Source organism: Spirillospora sp. NPDC127506 (assembly GCF_040302145.1).
Classification (GTDB): Bacteria; Actinomycetota; Actinomycetes; order Streptosporangiales; family Streptosporangiaceae; genus Spirillospora.
Map to the genome: position 1 here is coordinate 1 of NZ_JBEORG010000068.1, position 22,526 is coordinate 22,526.

Consider the following 22,526-nt stretch of genomic DNA (forward strand, 5'->3'; position numbering starts at 1 on the left):
TCAGATCAACGGCTTGACGAACCGCCGGATGCGGGCCCGCATGTCCGGTGGTGTGAGAGGAGGGCCGGGCGACCCGGCCCTCCTACTCGATCCCGCCCATGCGGGCGCCCGCGCCGTCCCGGGTCAGCGGATCGGGTGACGGGCCCGTACGACTCAGGTCGTACCCGGGCGGCGCGGATAGCCGTGAGAGTGACGCGGACCGTGGCCGCCGGGGCGATGGCGGCGGCGGCGCGGATTCCTAGCGTGGTTCCCGATCATCCGAATCGGGACGAGACCACGAGGAGCCACCGTGACCAGCACGTTCGCCGATCCGCCCGGGGGAGCACCCGCAGCCGCAGCGCCGCCGGCCGTCATGGCCGAGGGCGTGTCCAAGGTGTACGGGTCCGGTGACGCCGCCGTGCACGCGCTGCGCGGGGTCGGCGTCGGGTTCGCCCGGGGCGCGTTCACCGCGATCATGGGGCCGTCCGGGTCCGGGAAGTCGACGCTGATGCACTGCCTGGCTGGCCTCGACACCGTCACCGGCGGACGCATCATGCTCGGCGACGCGGAGATCACCCGGATGGGCGACCGGCACCTGACGCTGCTGCGCCGCGACCGGGTCGGGTTCGTGTTCCAGGCGTTCAACCTGCTGCCGACGCTCACCGCCGAGCAGAACATCCTGCTGCCGATGCAGCTGGCCGGGCGCAAGCCCGACCGCGCGTGGTTCCAGCAGGTCGTGGACGTCCTCGGGCTGCGGGACCGGCTCGGGCACCGTCCGTCCGAACTGTCGGGCGGCCAGCAGCAGAGGGTGGCGTGCGCGCGGGCCATCGTCTCCCGCCCCGAGGTCGTCTTCGCGGACGAGCCGACCGGCAACCTCGACTCGAGGGCGGGCGCGGAGGTCCTCGGGTTCCTGCGCTCGTCCGTCCGGGAGATGGGGCAGACGGTCGTGATGGTCACCCACGACCCGGTGGCCGCCTCCTACGCCGACCGGGTGGTGTTCCTGCGGGACGGCGAGATCGTCTCCGAGATCCTCCAGCCGTCCCCGGCGGCCGTCCTGGACCGGCTCAAGGCCCTGGGGGCGTGATGCTGAGAACGGCACTGGCCGGCCTGCGCGCCCACAAGCTCCGCCTGCTCCTGACCGGGGTCGCCATCACCCTCGGCGTCGGCTTCATCTCCGGCACGTTCGTGCTGACGGACACGATGGACAAGGGCGTCGCCAAGACGTTCGCGCGGTCGGCCGACAAGGTCGACATCGCGGTCGTCCCCGATGAGCGCGCGACCGAAGGGCTATCGGCCTCGCTGCTGCAGAAGGTGCGCTCCCTGCCCGGAGTGACCGAGGCCCAAGGCGCGGTGAAGGGCGAGGCCGCGTTGGTGGGCAAGAACGGCAAGACTGTCGGCGACTTCCCCACGATGGGCATGTCCGTGCCGTCCGGGCGCCTGCTCCGCTACGACGTCGACAAGGGGCGGCCCCCGTCCAACGGTGGCGAGACCGTCCTCGACACCAAACTCGCCAAGCGGGAGGGATTCACCGTCGGCGACACGGTGACAGTCCTGGACGGCAAGAACCGGCCGCACCGGTTCCAGGTCGTCGGGCTGGTCGACTTCGGCATCGACCAGGAGGCGAGCATCTTCGGCGCGGTCGGGTTCGACCCCGCCACCGCGGCGCGGATCACCGGGCAGAAGACCTACCAGGAGATCGACATCGCGGGCGCGGTCTCCAAGGCCGCCGTGAAGGCCGCCGCCGGCTCCGCCGCCGTCTACACGGGCGAGGAGCTGGGCGCGAAGCTTGCGAAGGACGCGGGCGCCGACACGAAGATCATCCGCGCCGGTCTGCTGATCTTCGCGCTGGTCGCGATGCTGGTGTCCGCCCTGGTCATCTACAACACGTTCGCGATCCTCGTCGCGCAGCGGATGCGGGAGATGGCGCTGCTGCGCTGCGTCGGCGCGACCCGCCGGCAGATCTTCGGCGGCGTCCTCACCGAGTCGGCGGCGGTGGGGCTGACCGGGTCGCTGCTGGGCATCGCCGCGGGCGTCGGCCTGGGGCAGGGCGCGCTCGTCCTGATCAACAGGCTGAACGACCGGGTGGCGCTCACCGCGCCGTCCCTCGCGCCGCGGACGGTCCTGATCGGCCTCGCGGTCGGCGTCGCCGTGACCGTGCTGTCCGCGCTGCTGCCCGCCCGCGCGGCCACCGGCGTCGCGCCCGTCGCGGCGCTGCGCGCGGAGACCGAGCCGGCCGGCGGGCGCTTCCGGCTCGGCGTGCGGCGCACCGTCCTCGCCGTGCTGTTCGCCGCCGCCGGCGTCGCCATCGGCCTGTTCGGCGCGCTGGGGATGGACAAGGGCGAGAGCGCGATGTTCGTGGTCGCGTTCTCCGGCTGCGTCTTCTTCCTCGCGGTGATCGCGGGGATGCCGGCGCTCGTCCGGCCGCTGAGCCGGTTCGCGGGCGCGGTCCCGGCGCGGCTCGGCGGCGTCCCGGGGCGGCTCGCGGTCGCGAACGCCCAGCGCGCCCCGCGCCGCACCGCCACGACCACGATCGCGCTGACCGTCGGCGTCGGCCTGATGAGCCTGTTCGCGGTGGTCGCGGCCAGCGGCAAGGCGACCGCGACCAAGGAGCTGGACGAGCAGTTCCCCGTCCAGTTCAGGGTCGCGACCCAGAACGGCGAGGACCTCCCGCCCGCGCTGGGCGACGATCTGCGCGAGCGGCCCGAGGTGGAGCAGGTCGTCGAGGTCCGCGACAAGGAGACGAAGGTCAACGGCGAGGACGCGTCGGTCACCACGGTGACCGCGTCGGCCTGGGGGACGGTCGCGAAGCCGGAGATGAAGGCCGGCGCGGTCTCCGACCTCAAGCCGGGCACCGCGCTGGTGGACGAGGGCACGCTGCACCTCCCCGGCTGGCAGGTCGGCAAGACCCTGCAGGTCAAGACCCGGCGGGGGGTGACCCCCGTCAAGATCACCGGGGTGTACGAGCTGGGCGGCCAGTTCCACGGGATCATCGTGCCGGAGGCCGACTTCGCCCGGTACTTCGGCGCCGTGGACCCGGCCGAGATCTTCGTCAAGACCGGCGACGCGGTCTCCGCCGACCGGGCGCGCAAGGCCGTCGACCAGGCCGCGCTGCCGTACCCGGCCGCGAAGGTCGAGTCCACCGCCGACTTCGAGGAGCGGCTGGAGGACGCGATCGACATGCTGCTGATGATCTTCGGCGGGCTGCTCGGCCTCGCGATCGTCATCGCGCTGTTCGGCATCGCGAACACGCTGACCCTCTCGGTCGTGGAGCGGACCCGCGAGTCGGCGCTGCTGCGCGCCCTCGGCCTGACCAGGCGCCAGCTCCGCCGGATGCTGTCGGTCGAGGCGGTGGTCATGGCGGTGATCGGCGCGCTGACCGGGGTCGCCCTCGGCGTCGTCTTCGGCTGGGCCGCGACCAGCGCGATGACCGAGGAGTCGGTGTTCTCGCTGCCGTATCTCCAGATCGCCGGGTTCGTCCTGCTCGCCGGGGCGGCCGGGACGCTCGCCGCCGTCATGCCGGCGCGGCGCGCCGCGAGGACGTCCATCGTGGAGTCCCTCGCCCATGACTGAATGGGAGGCCGGGGTGGCGTCCGCCACCCGCCGGACCGCGTGAGCCGGGGCCATGGGTACTCTGGTTCGCGCCCGTCCGGTACCTACCTGTGAGGACTGGAACGAACCCGATGGACCCACATGCCCCCGGCGTGCCCGGAAACGGGCCGGTTCCCGGTGGGGGGACGACCCCCCGGAACGGCCAGGAGACCCCGGAGGACAGGCCCGCGCGGCTCGCGGTCGGCGTCGTCGGCGCCGGCCGCGTCGGCACGGCGCTCGGCGCCGCGCTGTCCCGCGCGGGCCACCGCGTGGTCGCCGCGACCGCCGTCTCCGACCGCTCCCGGGCCCGCGTCGCGGAACGCCTCCCCGGCGCCGCCGTCGCCGCCCCGCAGGACGTGGTGGCGGCCGCCGACCTGGTGCTGCTGACCGTCCCGGACGACGAGCTGCCCGAACTGGCGTCCGGCCTGGTCGCCGCGGGCGTCCCGGTCGCCGGCAAGCTGGCCGTGCACACCAGCGGACGCTACGGGACCGCCGTCCTCGACCCGCTGACCCGCGCCGGCGCGCTGCCCCTGGCCCTGCACCCGGTGATGACCTTCACCGGGCGCCCGGACGACGTGAACCGGCTCACCGGCATCTCGTTCGGCGCCACCTCGCCCGAGCCGCTGCGCCCGGTCGCCGAGGCGCTCGTCCTCGAAATGGGCGGCGAACCCGTCTGGATCACCGAGGAGGCCCGGCCGCTCTACCACGCGGCCCTCGCCGGCGGCGCGAACCACCTGGTCACCCTCGTCGTGGAGGCGATGGACCTGCTGGGGCGCGCCGGTGTGGCCGAACCCGGCCGCATGCTCGGCCCGCTCCTCGGCGCCGCCCTCGACAACGGCCTCCGCCTCGGCATCGACGGCCTCACCGGGCCGGTCGCCCGCGGCGACGCGCGCACGGTCGCCGACCACGTCGCCGAGCTCGGCAAGGTCTCCCCGGAGAGCCGCCGCGCCTACATCGCGCTGGCCCGCCTCACCGCCGACCGCGCCCTCGGCGCCGGGCTGCTCAAGCCCGAGGCCGCCGAACGCCTCCTGGAAGCCCTGGCCGATTGACCCCGCCCGCCGCCGCCTCGCCGAGCGCTCGCGCTCCCGGCCACCCGGGAAGCGGGCGCCGCACCCGATGCGTTGAAGAACCGGCTTCCGCCGGCGGACCGCGGGACACCGCGGGGCGTCCGGCCCGGAGCCGGGTGTTCCACATGGTCGCGTCCGCTCCGGGACCGCGATCGGACGGTCCCGGTGCGGGAGGCCACCGGGTGATTAGGGAGGTCGAGTGAAACCCGTCATCGCGCGGACGCGGGAGGAGCTCGCCGCGGCGCGGGCGCGGATCGAGGGCACGCTGGCGTTCGTCCCGACCATGGGGGCGCTCCACGAGGGGCACCTGTCGCTCATCCGCCTGGCGCGGCGCAGCGCCGGCAGCGTCGCCGTGAGCATCTTCGTCAACCCGCTGCAGTTCGGGCCCGGCGAGGACTTCGACCGCTACCCGCGGACGTTCGACGCCGACGTCGAGGCGTGCGCCCGCGAGGGCGTCGACCTGGTGTTCGCGCCGGACCGCGAGGTCATGTATCCCGACGAGCCGCAGGTCACGCTCAAGTCGGGCCCGATGGGAGAGGTCGTCGAGGGCGCGGCCCGGCCCGGCCATTTCGACGGGATGCTCACGGTCGTGCTGAAGCTGCTCAACCTCGTCCGCCCCGACGTGGCGATCTTCGGGGAGAAGGACGCGCAGCAGCTCGCGATGATCCGCCGCATGGTCGCCGACCTGAACGTGCCGGTGCGGGTGGTGGGCGGCCCGACCGTCCGCGAACCGGACGGGCTGGCCCTCTCCAGCCGCAACCGGTACCTGTCCGCCGCCGAGCGGCGGACCGCGCTGGCCCTGTCGCGCGCCCTGCGGGCCGGCGCGGACGCCGCCGCCGAGGGGCCCGAGGCGGTGCTCGGCGCGGCCCGCGCCGTCCTGGAGGAGGCCGCGGCCGCCGACCCGCCGCTCGCGCTCGACTACCTCGTCCTCGTCGACCCGGCGACCTTCACGCCGGCCGCCGCCGGCGGCCCCGCCGTCCTCGCCGTCGCCGGCCGCGTCGGCGCCACGCACCTCATCGACAACGTTCACCTCCAGCTCGGCAAGGAGCACTGATGTTCCGGACGATGTTCAAGTCCAAGATCCACCGCGCCACGGTGACGCAGGCGGACCTGCACTACGTCGGCTCGCTCACCATCGACCAGGACCTGATGGACGCCGCGGACCTCCTCCCGGGCGAGCAGGTCTCGGTCGTGGACATCGACAACGGCGCGCGCCTGGAGACCTACCTGATCGCCGGCGAGCGCGGCTCCGGCGTCATCGGCATCAACGGCGCCGCGGCCCGCCTCGTCCAGCCCGGCGACCTGGTGATCATCATCAGCTACGCCCAGCTCGCCGACGAGGAGGCGCGCGAGTTCGTGCCGACCGTCGTGCACGTCGACCGCTCCAACAAGATCATCTCCCTGGGGTCGGACCCGGCCGAGCCCGTCCCGGGCGCCGGCACCGCCCGCGGCGACCTCGTCCACGGCTGACCCGCCGCGCTCCCGCGGTGCCGGGAATGCGGGGGGCGGGCGCCGGGTTCTCCGGAGTTAGGGTCATAATGACGAGAACCGATTCCGGAGGAGGGCCCATGATCCCTTCCGTTCTCCGCGCCCCCGAGCCCGGCTGGACCGCGGACGCCGACGTCGTCGTCATCGGGTCCGGCATCGCCGGCCTGGTCGCCGCGCTGAACTGCCGCCCGCACGGCCGGGTGCTGCTCGTCACCAAGGCCCTCCTGGACGCCGGGTCGACCCGCTGGGCGCAGGGCGGGATCGCCGCCGCGCTCGCCCCCGACGACACCCCCGAGGAGCACCTCGCCGACACCCTCGTCGCGGGCGTCGGGCTGTGCGACGAGGACGCCGTCCGGGCGCTCGTCACCGAGGGGCCGGACGCCGTGCGCGGGCTCATCGAGCTGGGCGCCGCGTTCGACCGCGGCGGGGACGGCGGCATCGCGCTGACCCGCGAGGGCGGCCACCACCGCCGGCGCATCGCGCACGCGGGCGGGGACGCCACCGGCGCCGAGATCAGCCGCGCCCTCCGCGCCGCGCTCAAGGACTCCGGCGTCGAGGTCATCGAGCACGCGCTCGTCCTGGACCTGCTGAAGGACGCCGCCGGGCGCGCCGCCGGGATCACCCTCCATGTGATGGGCGAGGGGCAGCCGGGCGGCGTCGGCGCCGTCCGCGCCCGCGCCGTCGTGCTGGCCACCGGCGGGCTCGGCCAGGTGTTCTCCGCCACGACCAACCCCGAGGTGTCGACCGGCGACGGCGTCGCGCTCGCGCTGCGCGCCGGGGCCGAGGTCACCGACCTGGAGTTCGTCCAGTTCCACCCGACCGTGCTGTGGCTGGGCGAGGGCGCGACCGGGCAGCAGCCGCTGATCTCCGAGGCCGTCCGCGGCGAGGGGGCCCACCTCATCGACCACGACGGCGTCCGCTTCATGACCGGGCGGCACGAGCTCGGCGAACTGGCGCCGCGCGACATCGTCGCCAAGGGGATCATGAACCGGATGCGGGAGACCGGCGCGCCCTGCATGCTCCTGGACGCCCGCCACTTCGGCGCCGCGATGTGGGAGAGCCGCTTCCCGACCATCCTGGCCGCGTGCCGGCACCACGGCATCGACCCGGTGACCGAGCCGATCCCCGTCGTCCCCGCCGCGCACTACGCCAGCGGAGGCGTCCGCACCGACCTGCACGGCCGCACGTCCGTCCCCGGCCTCTACGCCTGCGGCGAGGCCGCCTGCACCGGCGTCCACGGCGCGAACCGGCTGGCCTCCAACTCCCTGCTGGAGGGGCTCGTCTTCGCCGCCCGCATAGCCGGTGCCCTGCACACCGACCTCGCCGCCGCCCCCGCCCCGCCCGCGGACGCGGCGAGCGCGCCACTCGCCGCCCTGCCCGGCGGCGTGGTGCGCGGCGGCACGGGGGCCGGCGCCGGGGCCGTGCCGGACGGGCCGGCGGACGCGGTCGCGGGCGGGGGATTGGTCGACGGCAGCAGGCGCGGGCGGATTCAGCAGGTCATGTCCTCCTACGTGGGGGTCCTGCGGGGGGCCGAGGGGCTGGAGCGGGCCGGGCGCGAGCTGGAGCAGCTCGCAGGCGGGAACGCCGAGCCGGGGGTGGCGGCATGGGAGGCCACCAACCTGCACACCGTCGCGTCCGCGATCGTCGCGGCGGCGCGGCGGCGCGAGGAGACGCGCGGGAGCCACTGGCGGGAGGACTTCCCGGAGCGGGCGGACGCGGCGTGGCGCGGCCACCTGGTGACGCGGCTGACGGGCAACGCCCTGACGACAACCTATGAACCTCTGGAAGGGATGCGCTCATGACACCGGAACTCTCGCAGAGGCTCAGCGGCGCCGGGCTGGATCCACAGACTGTGGAAAACCTCGCCCGGACGGCGCTCGCCGAGGACGGCGAGGTCGACGTCACGAGCACGCCGATCTTCGCACCGGACGACACCGCCGCGGGCGAGCTCCGCGCCCGGGACGAAGGGGTCGTCGCGGGCATCCCGGTGGCCTGCGTCGTCTTCGAGCTGCTCGACATCGCCTACGAGGCGCGGGCGGAGGACGGCGACCGGGTGGTTCCGGGGCAGGTCCTCATCTCGGTCAGCGGGCAGACCAGGGCCGTGCTGAGGGCCGAGAGGACGGCCCTCAACCTGCTCACCCACCTGTCCGGGATCGCGACCGCCACGCGGCGGTGGGCGGACGCCCTGGAGGGCACCAGGGCGCGCGTGCGCGACACCCGCAAGACGCTCCCCGGCCTGCGCGCGCTCCAGAAGTACGCCGTCCACTGCGGCGGCGGGGTCAACCACAGGATGGGCCTGCACGACGCCGCGCTCATCAAGGATAACCACATCGCGGCGGCCGGGAGCGTCGCCAAGGCGTACGAGGCGATCCGGGCCGTGTACCCGTCGCTGCACATCCAGGTGGAGTGCGACACCCTCGCGCAGGTGGAAGAGGCACTGCGGGTGGGCGCGACGAGCATCCTGCTCGATAACATGTCCGATGCCGAGATGGCCGAGGCAGTACGCCTGGTGGCTGGGCGGGCGGAGCTCGAGGCCAGCGGTGGCCTTACCCTGGACCGGGCCCGAGACGTCGCCGTGACCGGGGTGGACTACCTTGCCGTCGGCGCGCTGACGCATTCGGCGCACGTGTTCGACATCGGCCTTGACTTCACCTGACCAGCGGGGACCTGATGCTGCTCACCATCGACGTCGGTAACACCCAGACCGTCCTCGGCCTGTTCGAGGGCGACGAGGTGATCGAGCACTGGAGGATCAACACCGATCCGCGGCGCACCGCCGACGAGATCGCGGTGGTCCTGCAGGGGCTCGTCCAGCAGAGCCCCCTGCTGGCGGAGACCGACATCAGCGGCATCGCGCTGTGCTCCACGGTCCCGTCCGTCCTGCACGAGATGCGGGAGATGTGCCGCCGCTACTACGGCGACGTGCCCGCGGTCATCGTGGAGCCGGGCGTCAAGACGGGCGTCCCGGTCCGCATGGACAACCCCAAGGAGGTCGGCGCCGACCGCATCGTGAACGCGCTCGCCGCCGTCCACACCCACGGCGGGCCCGCGCTCGTCGTCGACTTCGGCACCGCGACGACGTTCGACGCCGTGTCCGCCAAGGGCGAGTACGTGGGCGGCGCCATCGCGCCGGGCATCGAGATCTCGATAGACGCGCTGTCGTCGCGCGGCGCACAGCTCCACAAGATCGAGCTGGTCCGGCCGCGCAGCGTGATCGCGAAGAACACGGTGGAGGCGCTGCAGTCCGGCATCATCTTCGGGTTCGCCGGGCAGGTGGACGGCATCGTCGAGCGCATGTCGGACGAGCTCGCCGCCGACCCCGAGGAGGTCACGGTCATCGCCACCGGCGGCCTCGCCCCGCTCGTCCTGGAGGAGTCCCGCAGCATCGACGTGTTCGAGCCGTGGCTCACCCTCATCGGACTCCGCCTCATCTACGAGCGCAACACCCCGTAGCCTCCCAACTCGTTCGCGGGGCACGGGACGGGGTCGATAGCCTTGAGCGGTGAGTGACGAGACCTTCGACGAGCTCCCGGAGCAGATGCGCGTGCGCCGGGAGAAGCTCGACCGGCTCCGCGAGAGCGGGATCGACCCCTACCCGGTGACCTTCCCCCGGACGGCGACCATCACCGAGATCCGGGAGAAATACCCCGACCTGGAGCCGGGCACCGAGACGGGCGACAAGGTCGGCGTCACCGGTCGCGTCATGCTGATCCGCAACACCGGCAAGCTGTGCTTCGCCACCATCAGGGACGCCGGCGGCGACCTCCAGGTCATGCTGTCGCTGGCCAAGGTCGGGCAGGAGCAGCTCGACTTCTGGAAGCGCGAGGTCGACCTCGGCGACCACATCGGCGTCGAGGGCGAGGTCATCACGTCCCGCCGCGGCGAGCTGTCGGTCATGGCCGACCGCTTCGCCATCACGTCCAAGTGCCTGCGCCCCCTGCCGGAGAAGCATGCCGGCCTGACCGACCCGGAGGCGCGGGTCCGGCAGCGGTACGTCGACCTCATCGTGAACGACGAGGCGCGGAAGATGGCGCGGCTGCGCAGCGCCACCGTGCGCGCGGTGCGGGACTTCTGGCACGAGGAGGGCTACCTCGAGGTCGAGACGCCCATGCTCCAGCCCATCCACGGCGGTGCGGCGGCGCGTCCGTTCAAGACGCACATCAACGCCTACAACATGGACCTCTACCTGCGCATCGCCATCGAGCTGTACCTGAAGCGGCTCGTGGTCGGCGGCATGGAGAAGGTCTTCGAGATCAACCGGAACTTCCGCAACGAGGGCGCCGACTCCACGCACAACCCCGAGTTCACGATGCTGGAGGCGTACGGCACGTATCTCGACTACAACGACATGGCCGACCTGACGCAGCGGATGTACCAGAAGGCGGTCGTCGCCGCCCTGGGCACCACCGTGGTCGTCCATGACGGCGTGGAGATCGACCTCGGGCTGACCGAGTGGCCGCGCGTCACGCTCTACGGCTCGGTGTCGGAGGCCCTGGGCGAGGAGGTCACGCCGCACACGCCGATCGAGGCCGTCCGCAAGCTCGCGGACGCGCGCGGCATCTCGTGGGACCCCAAGTGGGGGCAGGGCAAGCTCGTCCAGGAGCTCTTCGAGGAGCTGATCGAGCACACCCTCATCCAGCCCACCTTCGTCATGGACTACCCGGTCGAGACGTCGCCGCTGACCCGCCAGCACCGGGACGAGCCCCTCCTCACCGAGAAGTGGGACCTCATCGGCTTCGGGACGGAACTCGGCACCGCCTACTCCGAGCTGGTCGACCCCGTCGAGCAGCGCCGCCGGCTCACCGAGCAGTCGCTGCTCGCCGCGGGCGGCGACCCGGAGGCCATGCAGCTGGACGAGGACTTCCTGCGCGCGCTGGAGTACGCGATGCCCCCGACGGGCGGCGTGGGCGTCGGCATCGACCGCATGATCATGGCGTTCACCGGCAAGGGCATCCGCGAGACGATCCTCTTCCCGCTGGTCAAGCCCGAATGACGACCGGGAGGTCGCGCAGGCCCCGCAGGACGAGGTTGTCCCGGTAGACGAGGTCCTGCCCGGCGAGGGCCACGTCGCGTTCGAACAGTTTCCTGAGCGCGACCTGGCCCTCCAGCCGGGCCAACGGCGCCCCCAGGCAGAAGTGGATGCCGTGGCCGAACGAAAGGTGCCGCGGGGCGTCGCGTCCCTCGATGTAGCGCGTCAGGTCCAGCCGGTCCGGATCGTCGAACACGGACGGGTCGCGGTTGGCGGCACCCGTCAGCAGCAGGATGAGCTTCCCGCGTTCGATGAGCGTCCCGTCGAGGTCGACGTCCTCCAAAGCGGCCCTGAGGGTGAGCTGGACGGGCGGGTCGTAGCGCAGAAGCTCCTCAACGGCGGCCGGGACGTTCTGAGGGTGCCGCCGGAACAGCTCCAGCTGCGCGGGGTCGCGGAGCAGCGCCAGGGCGCCGTTCCCGATGAGGTTCACGGTCGTCTCGTGCCCTGCCACGAGCAGCAGCACGCACGTCGCGAGGAGTTCCTCCTCCGACAGGACGTCCCCGCCGTCGGAGACGTCCACGAGCGCGCTCACGAGGTCGTCCTGAGGCCGGAGGCGCCGCTGGGCGGCCAGCTCCCGGAAGTAGACCGCGAACTCCTCACGGGCCTTCTCGCGCAGCCGGATCTCGGCCTCCGGCAGGAGGAAGTCGGGGTCGAGGCCGCGTGCGAGGCTGTCGGACCAGCCTTTGAACAGGTCGCGGTCCCTGGCGGGGACGCCGAGCATCTCGCTGATCACGATGACGGGCAGCGGGTAGGCCAGCGCGGCGATCAGGTCGACCTCGCCGGACACGCCGTCCAGCAGCTCGTCGACCAGCGCCTCCACCCGCGGCCGCAGCCGCTCGACGAGCCTCGGGGTGAACGCCTTGCTGACCAGCCGCCGGAGCCGGGTGTGGTCGGGCGGGTCCATGGTCAGGAACGACCGGTTCCGGGCGCGGGACTCGCGCCACAGCCCGCCGCTCTCGGGCCGATGCCCGAACCGGGGGTCGCGCAGCACCCGCTCGCACAGCTCGTGGGAGGTGGTCACGCGGAGGCCGACGTCCGTCCGGTGCAGGCGGCTCTCGGCGCGCGCGAGGCGGCGGTAGTGCGGGTAGGGGTCGGCCCGGAAGGCCGGATCCCCCGGATCGAACCCGAGGACCGCCGCGGCCTCGACCTCGACGACCTGCCCCGTCCTGTCCTCCATCCCCCCAGTCACCCGGAAATCAGACGAGATGTCAACAGGGTGACGGGGACGGGGCGTTAAGCGCTTTCGCGGACGACCAGTTCGGGGCGCTGCACGACCTGGCGGTGCTGGTGGGACTTGCCCTCGCCCATCTCGGCCAGCGCGAGCTCGGCGGCCTCCCAGCCCAGCTCCCGGCGCGGCTGCCGGACCGTGGTCAGCGGGACGGCGGCGCTCGCGGCCAGCTCGATGTCGTCGTAGCCGATGACGGCGATGTCCGCCGGGACGCGGACGCCGAGCCGGGTCAGCTCGTTGATCAGCCCGATGGCCAGCAGGTCGTTGGCGCAGAACACGCCGTCGGGGCGCGGCGACATCGCCATCACCGCGTGGGCGGCGGCCTGCCCCTCGGTGGGGCTCAGGGCGTCCTGGACGAGCGTGGCGGGCTTGCCGAACCCGGCCTCGACGATCGTCCGGGCGGCGCCGTCGCGGCGTTCCACGCAGGGCTGCGGCTCCGGGACGCCGGTCACGAACACGATCCGCGCCCGGCCGATGCCGAGCAGGTGCGCGGCGGCGATCTCGCCGCCCGCGACATGGTCGACGCGGGCCGAGCAGGCGTGCGAGGAGTCGCGGTCGATCAGCACCACGCTCATGCCGGCGGCGCGGAACCGGGAGATGTCCCCCGGGTCCAGCCCGACCGGGATGATCAAGACCCCGGCGGCGCGCTGCTCCTCCAGGAGTTCCAGGGAGCGGCGCTCCTTGGCGGAGGAGTGGTCGCTGGACAGCCAGAGGGCGTCATGGCCGGCCGCGTTCAGCGCCGCCTCGGCGCCGCGCGCGACATCGGACGCGTACGGGTTGGCGAGGTCCTCGACGACGATGCCGAAGGCCCGGCGCGGCTGGTCGCCGAACTCGCCCGCGGTGCGCTCGGGGCCCCGGCGGAGCCGGCGCGCGGACTCGTTCCGCACGAATCCGAGCTCCTCGATCGCCGCGCGCACGCGGTCACGGGTAGCTTCGGCCACGAGGTCTGGCCGGTTTAGGACATTCGAAACGGTCCCAACTGAGACTCCAGCACGCCTCGCGACCTCACGAATACTGGTCTGTGGCAACTCGCTCCTCGTCCCGACCCGGGAGAGTTTCCCCAGGTAGTGGCGTTATGCACGGCATATGCCCGCTGCCGCGACTACGCAGCGTCACTAAACGGACGCGTAGCGCATTTGGACAACGCTTGACGGGCCGGATCCGGCCGCCTAGCGTTCCGAGCCGAAGCGTAGCTTGAAACGATTCACGATCTTGGTCCGCGGCGAGATCTGGCGAGTTCGACGAGAAGGGACGGGTGCGGATGGCTGGCGATCTCATCCCGTCTCCCTCGGACGACCAACGAGTGAATCGTCACCCGGAGTTCCCCCGAACGACCCCGCAATCGGCCAGGCGGCCACCTCCGGCCAAGCGCGCGAGACAGAAAAGGAACCCGATGATCTAAGTCCGGAAGGCTCCGGACCCGGCAACCCAACGCGTACAGAGGCCCAACCCGTGCCTGTGCAGCGGACGGCTGCATCCCCGCGGTCATCACCACGGACGAGGGAGGACGGAGTGGAAACAGCCACACTCGCACGTCGTGGCACCGACGATTTCGGGCTGAGCGAGGAGGAGATCCGGTTGCTCGCACAGATCGCGAGCGGTGTCACCGCCGATGTGGCGGCGCGCAAGCTGGAGCTGAGCGCACGGACCCTGCGGCGCCGGTTGCGGACGATCTGCGACCGGCTGGAGGTCAACACCCCTATCGAGGCCGTGGTGTGGGCGGCCCGGAGGCAGCTCATCTAGCCGGCTCCACCCCCGACGCTCGCCAGGGGACGGGCGAGCGTCACCGAGAGATCCAGGCGGCGAACACGGTCGAATCCCGTCCGACCCCGCAGCGGCGGCGCCGGCGCCCTGGCAGGTAGGTCCCTGCAGGAGGCGTCGCCGCGGACGGTGTTCGAAGCCCACGCCGATGGGTCTCTTCACCATGTGCACGGGTGACCGGGCAAGGCCGTTCCGGGGCAGGGGCCGCTAGGCGACCCGGACGGCGCCGGCGAAGGGACGCCCGGCCAGAGGCACGATCTTCACGACGTCACCCGTCTGGGGCGCGTGGATCATCTTGCCGTCACCGACGTACATCCCCATGTGGTGCAGGTCGGAGTAGAAGAACACGAGGTCGCCCGGCTGCAGCTGGCTGCGCGACACGTGGGTTCCCGCGTTCCACTGGCTGCCGGTGTAGTGCGGCAGGTTGATGCCCACCTGCCTGTAGGCCCACATCGTCAGGCCGGAGCAGTCGAAGCTGTTCGGGCCGGCGGCGCCCCAGACGTACGGGCGGCCGAGCTTGGTCATGGCGTACCGCAGCGCCTGCGCGGCCTTGCCGGTGCCGATGACGGGCAGCTTGGCGAGCTGGGTCGGGTCGCGCTTGACGATCGTGCCGCGCACCTTCTCGTAGGCCGCGGTGACCTTCTTGCGCTGCGACTCCAGCTTGGTGCGCAGGTCCTTGACCTGCTTGGCGCGCGCCTCGGCGGACTTGCGGGCGCGCTGGGCGGCCTGCATGGCCTGCATGAGCCCGAGGACCTTGGTGCTGTCCTGCTTGGCGAAGTAGTGGAGGGTGGCGGCCTGGTCGAGGACGGCCTGCGGGTCCTGGGAGGCGACGAAGGAGACCGTGGGATCGGAGCCGCCCTGCATGTAGCTGGTCGCGGCCAGCGCGCCGACCTTCTGGCGGATGGCCTGGAGCGCCTTCTCCTGCCGCTCGGCGTTCTCGGCGGCGACCTTGGCGGCGCGCTGCGACTGCGCCAGCTTCACCTTCAGGCCGTTGTACTGCTCGGTCAGCTGCTCCAGCTGGTCGGCGAGCTTGAACGCCTGGGACCGGAGCTCCTTGGTGGACGGCTTCGGGTCGGCGTGCGCGACGGCGGTGGATTGCGGGGCGATGACGTGCGGTGCGGCCGTCAGGGCGATGAGCGCGCCGGCGACGGTGACCGCGCGGCCGCGAAAACGTGAAAGAGATGCAGGCCGCGATTGCTGCACGAATTCTCCTCTCCTCGTCCGCCTACCGGGTTAGCTGACGGGTTGGGGCCGGAGCAGCCCGTCCGCGAGCATGCGCGGGCAGTGCCGCGGCGTTGCGGATTCACCCCTGACGGCGCCGGTCCGGGGGACGCATCCCCGAACGCTCCGAAAGTGGGTCCCCGGCTCCCCGGGGCGCTGGTTGCGACCCGCGGGACTCGGCGGTGCGGCCTCCGTTCTGCGGGTGGCCGACGTCAGCGATGGACACTAACGGAACGCGCAAGGGATGCCAACCAGAACAGGTGAAATCGCAGGTCGTGCGGCGAGGCGCGTGTTGCGCCGAGCACGTTCAGTAACGGGGAACTGTGGTGCGCGTCACTTTTCGAACGCCGATAGCCGTGCCTAGTTGTTTCTATCTAGTTCTTCTTGTAAGGCGCCCGCGGCACGTCTGCCTACGCGTGCGTTCGATAAGACCAGGTGTTCGATAATCTCGCCTGTTTGTGGAGGTCGTGATCCGGCGTGCCCGCACCGCCGACGTTCAGGAGATCCGCAGGCTGGTCGATCTGTACGCCGGGTCGGGGCGACGCCTGCTGAAGAAGTCGACGGTGAAGCTGTACGAGGACGTCCAGGAGTTCTGGGTCGCCGAGGAGGTCCGGCAGGGGGAGCCGGGTCGCGTCGTGGGCTGCGGCGCCCTCCACGTGATGTGGGAGGACCTCGCCGAGGTCCGCTCCGTCGCCGTGGACAAGGGGTACGGCGGACGCGGCATCGGGCACCGCATCGTCGCCCGGCTGCTCGACACCGCGCGGGAACTCGGCGTGCGGAGGGTGTTCTGCCTTACCTTCGAGGTGGAGTTCTTCGGCCGCCACGGCTTCCAGCCGATCCTCGGGACTCCGGTGGCGCCAGAGGTGTACGAGGAGCTTCTCCGCTCTTACGACGAAGGCGTCGCGGAGTTCTTGGACCTCGACCGGGTCAAGCCGAATACGTTGGGCAACACCCGGATGTTGCTTCGCCTGGAGGACTGACCCAATGAGCGATTCCCCCAACCGTGGTCGGCGTTACCGAGCGCCGCAGGGGCAGGGTTCCTACGGCCCCCCGCCCCCGTACCAGGGTCCCCAGTGGCAGCAGCCCCGGCAGCCGTCACAGCAGCAGTGGCAGCAGCCCTCGCCCCAGCAGCAGTGGCAGGAGCCTCAACAGGGCTGGGGGCAGACCTACGAGGCGTCCTACGGCGAGTACGGCGGCTCCCATGGCGACGAGCCGCAGCTCGCCCCGATCCTCCGGCGGGCCGGCGCCCGGCTCCTCGACAACGCCCTCGTCGCGGTCTTCGGTTTCGCGCTCATCCTGCCCGTGACGGTCGCCGCCTTCGGGCTCGGCGACAAGAGCGGCAGCGACCAGGACGAGGGCGGCATCTGGAACTGGCCCATCATCTTCACGCTGTTCTGCGTCATGTCGGTGCTGCCGTTCCTCTACGAGGCCGTCCAGCTCTCCATGTGGGGGCGGACGCTGGGCAAACGCGTCATGGGGCTGGGCATCGTGCAGGCGCGTCCTGTGGGGCGGCCGATGACCACCACGCAGGCCGTGTGGCGGGCGGGGATCGTCCACATCGGCTACCAGATCGGTGTCTTCTTCTTCCTCGTTCTGGCGGTGATGGTGTGGGAGTACGCCGCCTACGGGATGGCACTGGTCTGGGTGGGCGGCCTGATGGCCTACCTGTGGGCGATCTGGGACCAGCCCCTGCACCAGGCCCTGCACGACCGCTTTGCCGACACGCTCGTCATCGACGAGCGCGGCACGTACGACGAGTACACCGAGTACACCGAGTACGCGGAGTAGGGCCGCGATGGCGGCTGACCTCGCCGAACCGGGCCAGCGCCTGCTGGCGCGCGTCGTCGACACGCTCATCGTCGGCGTGCCCGTCGTCCTCGTCGTCCGCGAACTGTTCTCCGGGCATGCGGTGGACGTCGTCGCCCCGCCGGCCGTGGCCGGGTGCATGCTGCTCTACGAAGCGGTCCAGCTGGCCCTCTGGGGCCGGACGCTGGGCAAGCGCTTCGCGGGCATCGAAGTCGTCGCCGCCCTGCCGGCCGTCCAGTCCGGCGGGGCGGACGCGGAGGAGCCGGCGGGCACGGGCGGCGCCGGGATCCTGCCCCTTTCCGTGCCGGGATTCGTGCCGGTGACCGCTCCCGAGGGGCCCGCGCCCGAGGGCGCGCCTGAGCCGGCCCCTGAGGGCGCCGCATCCGAGGAGGGCGCGCCCGCGCGATCGGCCGGGCCTCCGGGCGGCGAGGCGGAGGCCGGTGCTCATCCGGGCGTTCTGCAGTCCGTTCTCCGCGCCGCGGTCTATTCGCTGCCGATCGCCGCGCGCCCGATTCCCGTGGCGGGTCTCCTGGCGAGCGTCTTCTGGGTCGCGAACGCCGGGCTCATGTTCGAGGGGACGCGGCGCCAAGCCGTCCACGACAGGCTCGCGGGGACGGTCGTGGTAAAACGTTCGCGCCCCTGATTCTCCGGCCTTCTGCGGCCCTCTCAGGCGCGTTCAGGCGCGCTTCCGGTAGACGATCCCGTTCCCTCGTCCCGTGATCCATCGCGGGACGAGGGTTTTCGCCTGTCTTCTACATGCTTTCCACTGGGATGGACCGGTCTGTTTCGGGCCGTCCGCGTTCGCAAGGCGAATCCCAGCTCGTTCCGGTTACGACCCTGAATCAAGGCGGGATGTGCCGCCTCCCGGACACCCCCTCCGGATTGAAAGTCTCCTCGCGCGCCGTTGCCATGGGGCCGGGGATGCCGCTTGTCGGGCGGTACTGGACTAACTCTGGACGGGACGCGGTCTCACTGCGGAACGGACTTTCGCGCGCCCACGCGCACGGTGCCGGTTCGTGGACCACGTTCACCCCGCCGCTTCTGGACCGGATGTGGGAGAAGTGGGTTACCGGCCAGTCGGATTGTGCCCCAATCGGCCGTTTTCCGGAGGCCGGCGCGGCGGCGGCATCGGCCGCATCGCCGAGAGGCGGCGCGGGGCCGCGACTTCCCGCCGGGCGCGGGCGGAACCGATTTTCGGCACCGCCCTCCTTCCGGTTATCGGGCAACATCAGCCGGTCAGCGCGATGATCTCCGCTTTCCGTTCCTTGGGACCCCTCGGGCATACACGCGTCCATGCGTGCCCAGGCGTCGTCCTGGGTCTCCCCAGGTGCGCGGCGTGCCGGAGCGCCGGGCCGCGCGGATTCCCGGCCGCGGACGGGTTAGGGCCGTTACGTCGGGTTAATCGTTGAGCGCCGGTACCGGCGCGCACAGCCTGTTAAGGTCCGGGCAGCGGCTTTTCCACCCGGGCGGGCGGCGCCGCCCGAAAGCCGGGTGCCCGCAAACCCGGGACCAATGCGCCCGCACCGGCCCCAGGTCAGCCTGCGTGCCGTGACACCGGTCACGCCCTGAAAACCCCGGCCCGGCCCGCGCGCCGGAAATTCACGGACGCCGGGCCGCGGCGCGCCCTCGGGCGTCTCCCGGCTGCTCCGGAAACGACGAGGACGATTACGCGCGGTCACCGGCGGGAAGGCGACTTCCGCCGCAGTGCCGGTTCAACGCGGGCGCTGAATTGTCATCCGCGGAGTTCTCGGTATATCTTTGTGAACCGATTGAAGTTTGCTCCAGCCGAAAGGTCTGTCCCCATGGCACAGAAGGTTCAGGTGCTTCTCGTCGACGACCTCGACGGTGGCGAGGCGGACGAGACCGTATCGTTCTCGATCGACGGCGCCTCCTACGAGATCGACCTCAGTGGCGCCAACGCTAAGAAGCTGCGTGAATCGCTGCAGCCGTTCGTCGAGAAGTCCCGCAAGGCGGGCACGGTCTCGCGCCGCCGCCGGCAGCGCGGCGCGTCCAGCCGGGAACGCAGCGCCGAGATCCGTGCCTGGGCCAAGAACAATGGCATCAAGGTCAATGAGCGCGGACGCATCCCGGCCCACGTGATCGAGCAGTACGAAGCGGCCAACTGACCCGCTTCCACCTGGCGGCCCGTCTCCCGTAAACGAGGCGGGCCGTTCACTGTGCTTCCCGAAGGCTCACGTCGTTCTCCCGGGCGGTCCCGTCCTTCTCCCGGGCGGCGGGCTCCCCCCGCCCCGCGGCTCCGTTCATGCGTCTCAGAGGCGCGCGTACTTCTCCCGGAGTTCTCTGACGCGCCGGCCGCCTTCGCCGCCGGCCTCCATGGCGGGTCGGCGAACCGGGGTCCGGGGTGCGGAGAGAGGCGGGTAAGTGAAATCGGCCGTTCGCTTGTGGCGTAGCGGTAATGGGGTTGGCCGCGGACGCAGCGAGGTACAGAGGCGGCGCGAGCGGATGTCCGGCCCCCATTCGGCACATCCGCCCCGCGCCCCGATCGACCTGCGGAAAGCCCCCGTTCGCTTGCGGCGTAGCGGGAACATGACGCACCGATGCGGTAGTTGGATGAGACTGAACAGCGCTTAGCTGGGGAACGTCTCCTGGTGGGAGTGCACCGGGCGGCCTCCTCGGGGCGGGCTAGCATGCGGAAGGACAGTTCCGGACGTTCCGGACTCTGCCCAACCGCTCTGTGAGGAGCGACGAGATGTTCGAGAGGTTCACCGACCGCGCGCGGCGCGTTGTCGTCCTGGCTCAGGAGGAGGCCAGGATGCTCAACCACAACTACATCGGCACCGAGCACATCCTCCTGGGCCTGATCCACGAGGGCGAAGGTGTCGCTGCCAAGGCTCTGGAGAGCCTCGGGATCAGTCTTGAGGCCGTGCGTCAGCAGGTCGAAGAGATCATCGGCCAGGGCCAGCAGGCGCCGTCGGGCCACATCCCGTTCACTCCGCGCGCCAAGAAGGTCCTTGAGCTGTCGCTGCGCGAGGCGCTGCAGCTCGGCCACAACTACATCGGCACGGAGCACATCCTGCTCGGCCTGATCCGCGAGGGCGAGGGCGTCGCCGCCCAGGTGCTGGTGAAGCTCGGCGCCGACCTCAACCGGGTCCGCCAGCAGGTCATCCAGCTTCTGCACGGCTACCAGGGCAAGGAGCCGGCCGCCTCCGGCGGGCCCTCGGAGTCGGCACCCTCCACCTCCCTCGTGCTCGACCAGTTCGGCCGCAACCTGACGCAGGCCGCGCGGGAGAGCAAGCTCGACCCGGTCATCGGCCGGGACAAGGAGATCGAGCGGGTCATGCAGGTGCTGTCCCGCCGTACCAAGAACAACCCCGTCCTCGTGGGCGAACCCGGCGTCGGCAAGACCGCCGTCGTCGAGGGGCTCGCGCAGAAGATCGTCAAGGGCGAGGTGCCCGAGACGCTCAAGGACAAGCAGCTCTACACCCTCGACCTGGGCGCCCTCGTCGCCGGCTCCCGGTACCGCGGCGACTTCGAAGAGCGCCTGAAGAAGGTGCTGAAGGAGATCCGCACCCGCGGCGACATCATCCTGTTCATCGACGAGCTGCACACGCTCGTCGGCGCGGGCGCCGCCGAGGGCGCGATCGACGCCGCGTCCATCCTCAAGCCGATGCTGGCGCGGGGCGAGCTGCAGACCATCGGCGCCACCACGCTGGACGAGTACCGCAAGCACCTGGAGAAGGACGCCGCGCTGGAGCGCCGCTTCCAGCCGATCCAGGTCGCCGAGCCGTCCCTGTCGCACACGATCGAGATCCTGAAGGGTCTGCGGGACCGCTACGAGGCGCACCACCGCGTGTCGATCACCGACAGCGCGCTGGTCGCCGCCGCGCAGCTCGCCGACCGCTACATCAGCGACCGGTTCCTGCCCGACAAGGCGATCGACCTGATCGACGAGGCCGGCTCGCGGATGCGGATCCGCCGCATGACCGCGCCGCCGGACCTGCGCGAGTACGACGAGAAGATCGCCGACGTCCGGCGCGACAAGGAGTCCGCGATCGACGCGCAGGACTTCGAGAAGGCCGCGGCGCTGCGCGACTCGGAGAAGCAGCTGCTCGGCCAGAAGGCGCAGCGGGAGAAGGAGTGGAAGGCCGGCGACATGGACGTCGTCGCCGAGGTCACCGACGAGCTGATCGCCGAGGTCCTCGCCACCGCCACCGGCATCCCGGTCTTCAAGCTGACCGAGGAGGAGTCGACCCGGCTGCTGCGCATGGAGGACGAGCTCCACAAGCGCGTCATCGGCCAGGAGGACGCCATAAAGGCGCTCTCGCAGTCGATCCGGCGCACCCGCGCCGGCCTGAAGGACCCGAAGCGCCCCGGCGGCTCGTTCATCTTCGCGGGCCCGTCCGGCGTCGGTAAGACGGAGCTGTCCAAGACGCTCGCCGAGTTCCTGTTCGGCGACGAGGACGCGCTGATCCAGCTCGACATGTCCGAGTTCATGGAGAAGCACACCGTCTCGCGGCTGTTCGGCTCCCCGCCCGGCTACGTCGGGTACGAGGAGGGCGGCCAGCTGACGGAGAAGGTGCGCCGCAAGCCGTTCTCGGTCGTCCTGTTCGACGAGATCGAAAAGGCCCACCAGGACATCTTCAACTCGCTGCTGCAGATCCTGGAGGACGGCCGCCTCACCGACGCGCAGGGCCGCGTCGTGGACTTCAAGAACACCGTCATCATCATGACGACGAACCTGGGGTCCAAGGACATCTCCAAGGGCGTCTCGATGGGCTTCGCCCGCCAGAACGACGAGCAGGGCTCGTACGAGCGGATGAAGGCGAAGGTGTCGGAGGAGCTCAAGCAGCACTTCCGCCCCGAGTTCCTGAACCGCGTCGACGACACGGTGGTGTTCCACCAGCTCACCCCGAAGGAGATCATCCAGATCGTCGACCTGATGATCGCCAAGGTGGACGAGCGGCTCCGCGACCGCGACATGGGCATCGAGCTGCGGCAGGAGGCCAAGGACCTGCTCGCGATCCGGGGCTACGACCCGGTTCTCGGCGCCCGGCCGCTGCGCCGCACGATCCAGCGGGAGATCGAGGACAGCCTGTCCGAGAAGATCCTCTACAACGAGCTGAAGCCCGGCCAGATCGTGATCGTGGGCACCGAGGGCTTCGACCCCGAGAACAAGGACACGGCGGAGAACGCCAAGTTCACGTTCAAGGGCGTGCCGAAGCCGACCGGCGTCCCGGACAGCCCGCCGCCCATCGAGGGCGCGGTCAACTTCAACAAGGACTGACGTCCGTGGAAGGGCCCGCGGCCGGACTCCCCAGGATCAGGAACGGGTCGTCGTCGAACGCCTCGGCGAGCAGGTAGAGGACGGCGGCGGCGTGCTTGCACGGGTCGCCCCAGT

At 71.4% G+C, this 22,526-nt stretch carries 18 protein-coding genes and 1 riboswitch; of the genes, 15 read left to right on the top strand and 3 right to left on the bottom strand.

Annotation, left to right across the window (positions count from 1 at the left end; genetic code table 11):
- Positions 1–289: 289 nt before the first annotated feature.
- The 9 genes from ABTW95_RS34120 to lysX all read left to right on the top strand — a co-directional run bounded on the left by ABTW95_RS34120 (position 290) and on the right by lysX (position 11,115).
- Positions 290–1,063, top strand: coding sequence for an ABC transporter ATP-binding protein (locus ABTW95_RS34120; RefSeq protein WP_500228461.1), 774 nt, complete (start codon positions 290–292; stop codon positions 1,061–1,063).
- Positions 1,063–3,549 (top strand): ABC transporter permease, encoded by a 2,487-nt coding sequence (locus tag ABTW95_RS34125; RefSeq protein WP_500228462.1) that lies wholly within the window; start codon positions 1,063–1,065, stop codon positions 3,547–3,549. Before ABTW95_RS34120 ends, ABTW95_RS34125 begins: the two co-directional genes overlap by 1 nt.
- Positions 3,550–3,659: 110 nt before the next feature.
- A complete protein-coding gene (locus ABTW95_RS34130) occupies positions 3,660–4,616 on the top strand; it encodes a Rossmann-like and DUF2520 domain-containing protein (RefSeq protein ID WP_500228463.1) in 957 nt (318 codons plus the stop codon).
- A gap of 217 nt (positions 4,617–4,833) precedes the next feature.
- Complete coding sequence (gene panC / locus ABTW95_RS34135) at positions 4,834–5,688, top strand: pantoate--beta-alanine ligase (RefSeq protein WP_396451558.1); 855 nt, start codon at positions 4,834–4,836, stop codon at positions 5,686–5,688.
- Positions 5,688–6,104 (top strand): aspartate 1-decarboxylase, encoded by a 417-nt coding sequence (gene panD / locus ABTW95_RS34140; RefSeq protein WP_396451556.1) that lies wholly within the window; start codon positions 5,688–5,690, stop codon positions 6,102–6,104. The genes panC and panD overlap by 1 nt, the downstream gene beginning before the upstream one ends.
- A 98-nt stretch (positions 6,105–6,202) precedes the next feature.
- On the top strand, positions 6,203–7,924 hold the full coding sequence (locus ABTW95_RS34145) for an L-aspartate oxidase (protein WP_500228464.1): 1,722 nt from the start codon (positions 6,203–6,205) through the stop codon (positions 7,922–7,924).
- Positions 7,921–8,778: a carboxylating nicotinate-nucleotide diphosphorylase gene (gene nadC, locus ABTW95_RS34150; RefSeq protein WP_500228465.1), complete on the top strand. Its 858-nt coding sequence runs from the start codon at positions 7,921–7,923 to the stop codon at positions 8,776–8,778. The genes ABTW95_RS34145 and nadC overlap by 4 nt, the downstream gene beginning before the upstream one ends.
- Before the next feature lie 14 nt (positions 8,779–8,792).
- Positions 8,793–9,575 carry a type III pantothenate kinase gene (locus tag ABTW95_RS34155; protein WP_396451554.1) on the top strand — a complete coding sequence of 261 codons (783 nt, stop codon included), beginning with the start codon at positions 8,793–8,795 and terminating at the stop codon, positions 9,573–9,575.
- An 85-nt stretch (positions 9,576–9,660) separates the two neighbouring features.
- On the top strand, positions 9,661–11,115 hold the full coding sequence (gene lysX / locus ABTW95_RS34160) for a bifunctional lysylphosphatidylglycerol synthetase/lysine--tRNA ligase LysX (protein WP_500228468.1): 1,455 nt from the start codon (positions 9,661–9,663) through the stop codon (positions 11,113–11,115).
- Here lysX and ABTW95_RS34165 read toward each other — a convergent pair.
- A complete protein-coding gene (locus ABTW95_RS34165) occupies positions 11,102–12,328 on the bottom strand; it encodes a cytochrome P450 (RefSeq protein WP_500228466.1) in 1,227 nt (408 codons plus the stop codon). The two genes, lysX and ABTW95_RS34165, sit on opposite strands and share 14 nt — an antisense overlap.
- Before the next feature lie 56 nt (positions 12,329–12,384).
- Positions 12,385–13,407 carry a LacI family DNA-binding transcriptional regulator gene (locus ABTW95_RS34170; protein ID WP_500228467.1) on the bottom strand — a complete coding sequence of 341 codons (1,023 nt, stop codon included), beginning with the start codon at positions 13,405–13,407 and terminating at the stop codon, positions 12,385–12,387.
- Positions 13,408–13,891: 484 nt separating this feature from the next.
- Between ABTW95_RS34170 and ABTW95_RS34175 the strand changes: the two genes are divergently transcribed.
- Complete coding sequence (locus ABTW95_RS34175) at positions 13,892–14,122, top strand: transcriptional regulator (protein WP_021591725.1); 231 nt, start codon at positions 13,892–13,894, stop codon at positions 14,120–14,122.
- A gap of 225 nt (positions 14,123–14,347) precedes the next feature.
- On the opposite strand, the gene ABTW95_RS34180 is transcribed toward ABTW95_RS34175, so the two are convergent.
- A complete protein-coding gene (locus tag ABTW95_RS34180) occupies positions 14,348–15,343 on the bottom strand; it encodes a C40 family peptidase (protein WP_396451548.1) in 996 nt (331 codons plus the stop codon).
- A gap of 3 nt (positions 15,344–15,346) precedes the next feature.
- Positions 15,347–15,527: riboswitch (cyclic di-AMP (ydaO/yuaA leader) on the bottom strand.
- A gap of 292 nt (positions 15,528–15,819) precedes the next feature.
- Between ABTW95_RS34180 and ABTW95_RS34185 the strand changes: the two genes are divergently transcribed.
- The 5 genes from ABTW95_RS34185 (at position 15,820) to ABTW95_RS34205 (ending at position 22,412) form a co-directional block, all read left to right on the top strand.
- Positions 15,820–16,341, top strand: coding sequence for an amino-acid N-acetyltransferase (locus ABTW95_RS34185; protein WP_396451546.1), 522 nt, complete (start codon positions 15,820–15,822; stop codon positions 16,339–16,341).
- Between the two features lie 4 nt (positions 16,342–16,345).
- Positions 16,346–17,149: an RDD family protein gene (locus ABTW95_RS34190; RefSeq protein ID WP_396451544.1), complete on the top strand. Its 804-nt coding sequence runs from the start codon at positions 16,346–16,348 to the stop codon at positions 17,147–17,149.
- Between the two features lie 7 nt (positions 17,150–17,156).
- A complete protein-coding gene (locus tag ABTW95_RS34195; RefSeq protein ID WP_396451542.1) occupies positions 17,157–17,810 on the top strand; it encodes an RDD family protein in 654 nt (217 codons plus the stop codon).
- 1,159 nt (positions 17,811–18,969) lie between these two features.
- Positions 18,970–19,293 (top strand): histone-like nucleoid-structuring protein Lsr2, encoded by a 324-nt coding sequence (locus tag ABTW95_RS34200; RefSeq protein ID WP_396451540.1) that lies wholly within the window; start codon positions 18,970–18,972, stop codon positions 19,291–19,293.
- Positions 19,294–19,877: 584 nt separating this feature from the next.
- The gene (locus ABTW95_RS34205; protein WP_396453216.1) at positions 19,878–22,412 is read left to right on the top strand and encodes an ATP-dependent Clp protease ATP-binding subunit; all 2,535 of its coding nucleotides are present in this window, start codon (positions 19,878–19,880) and stop codon (positions 22,410–22,412) included.
- Positions 22,413–22,526: the final 114 nt, after the last annotated feature.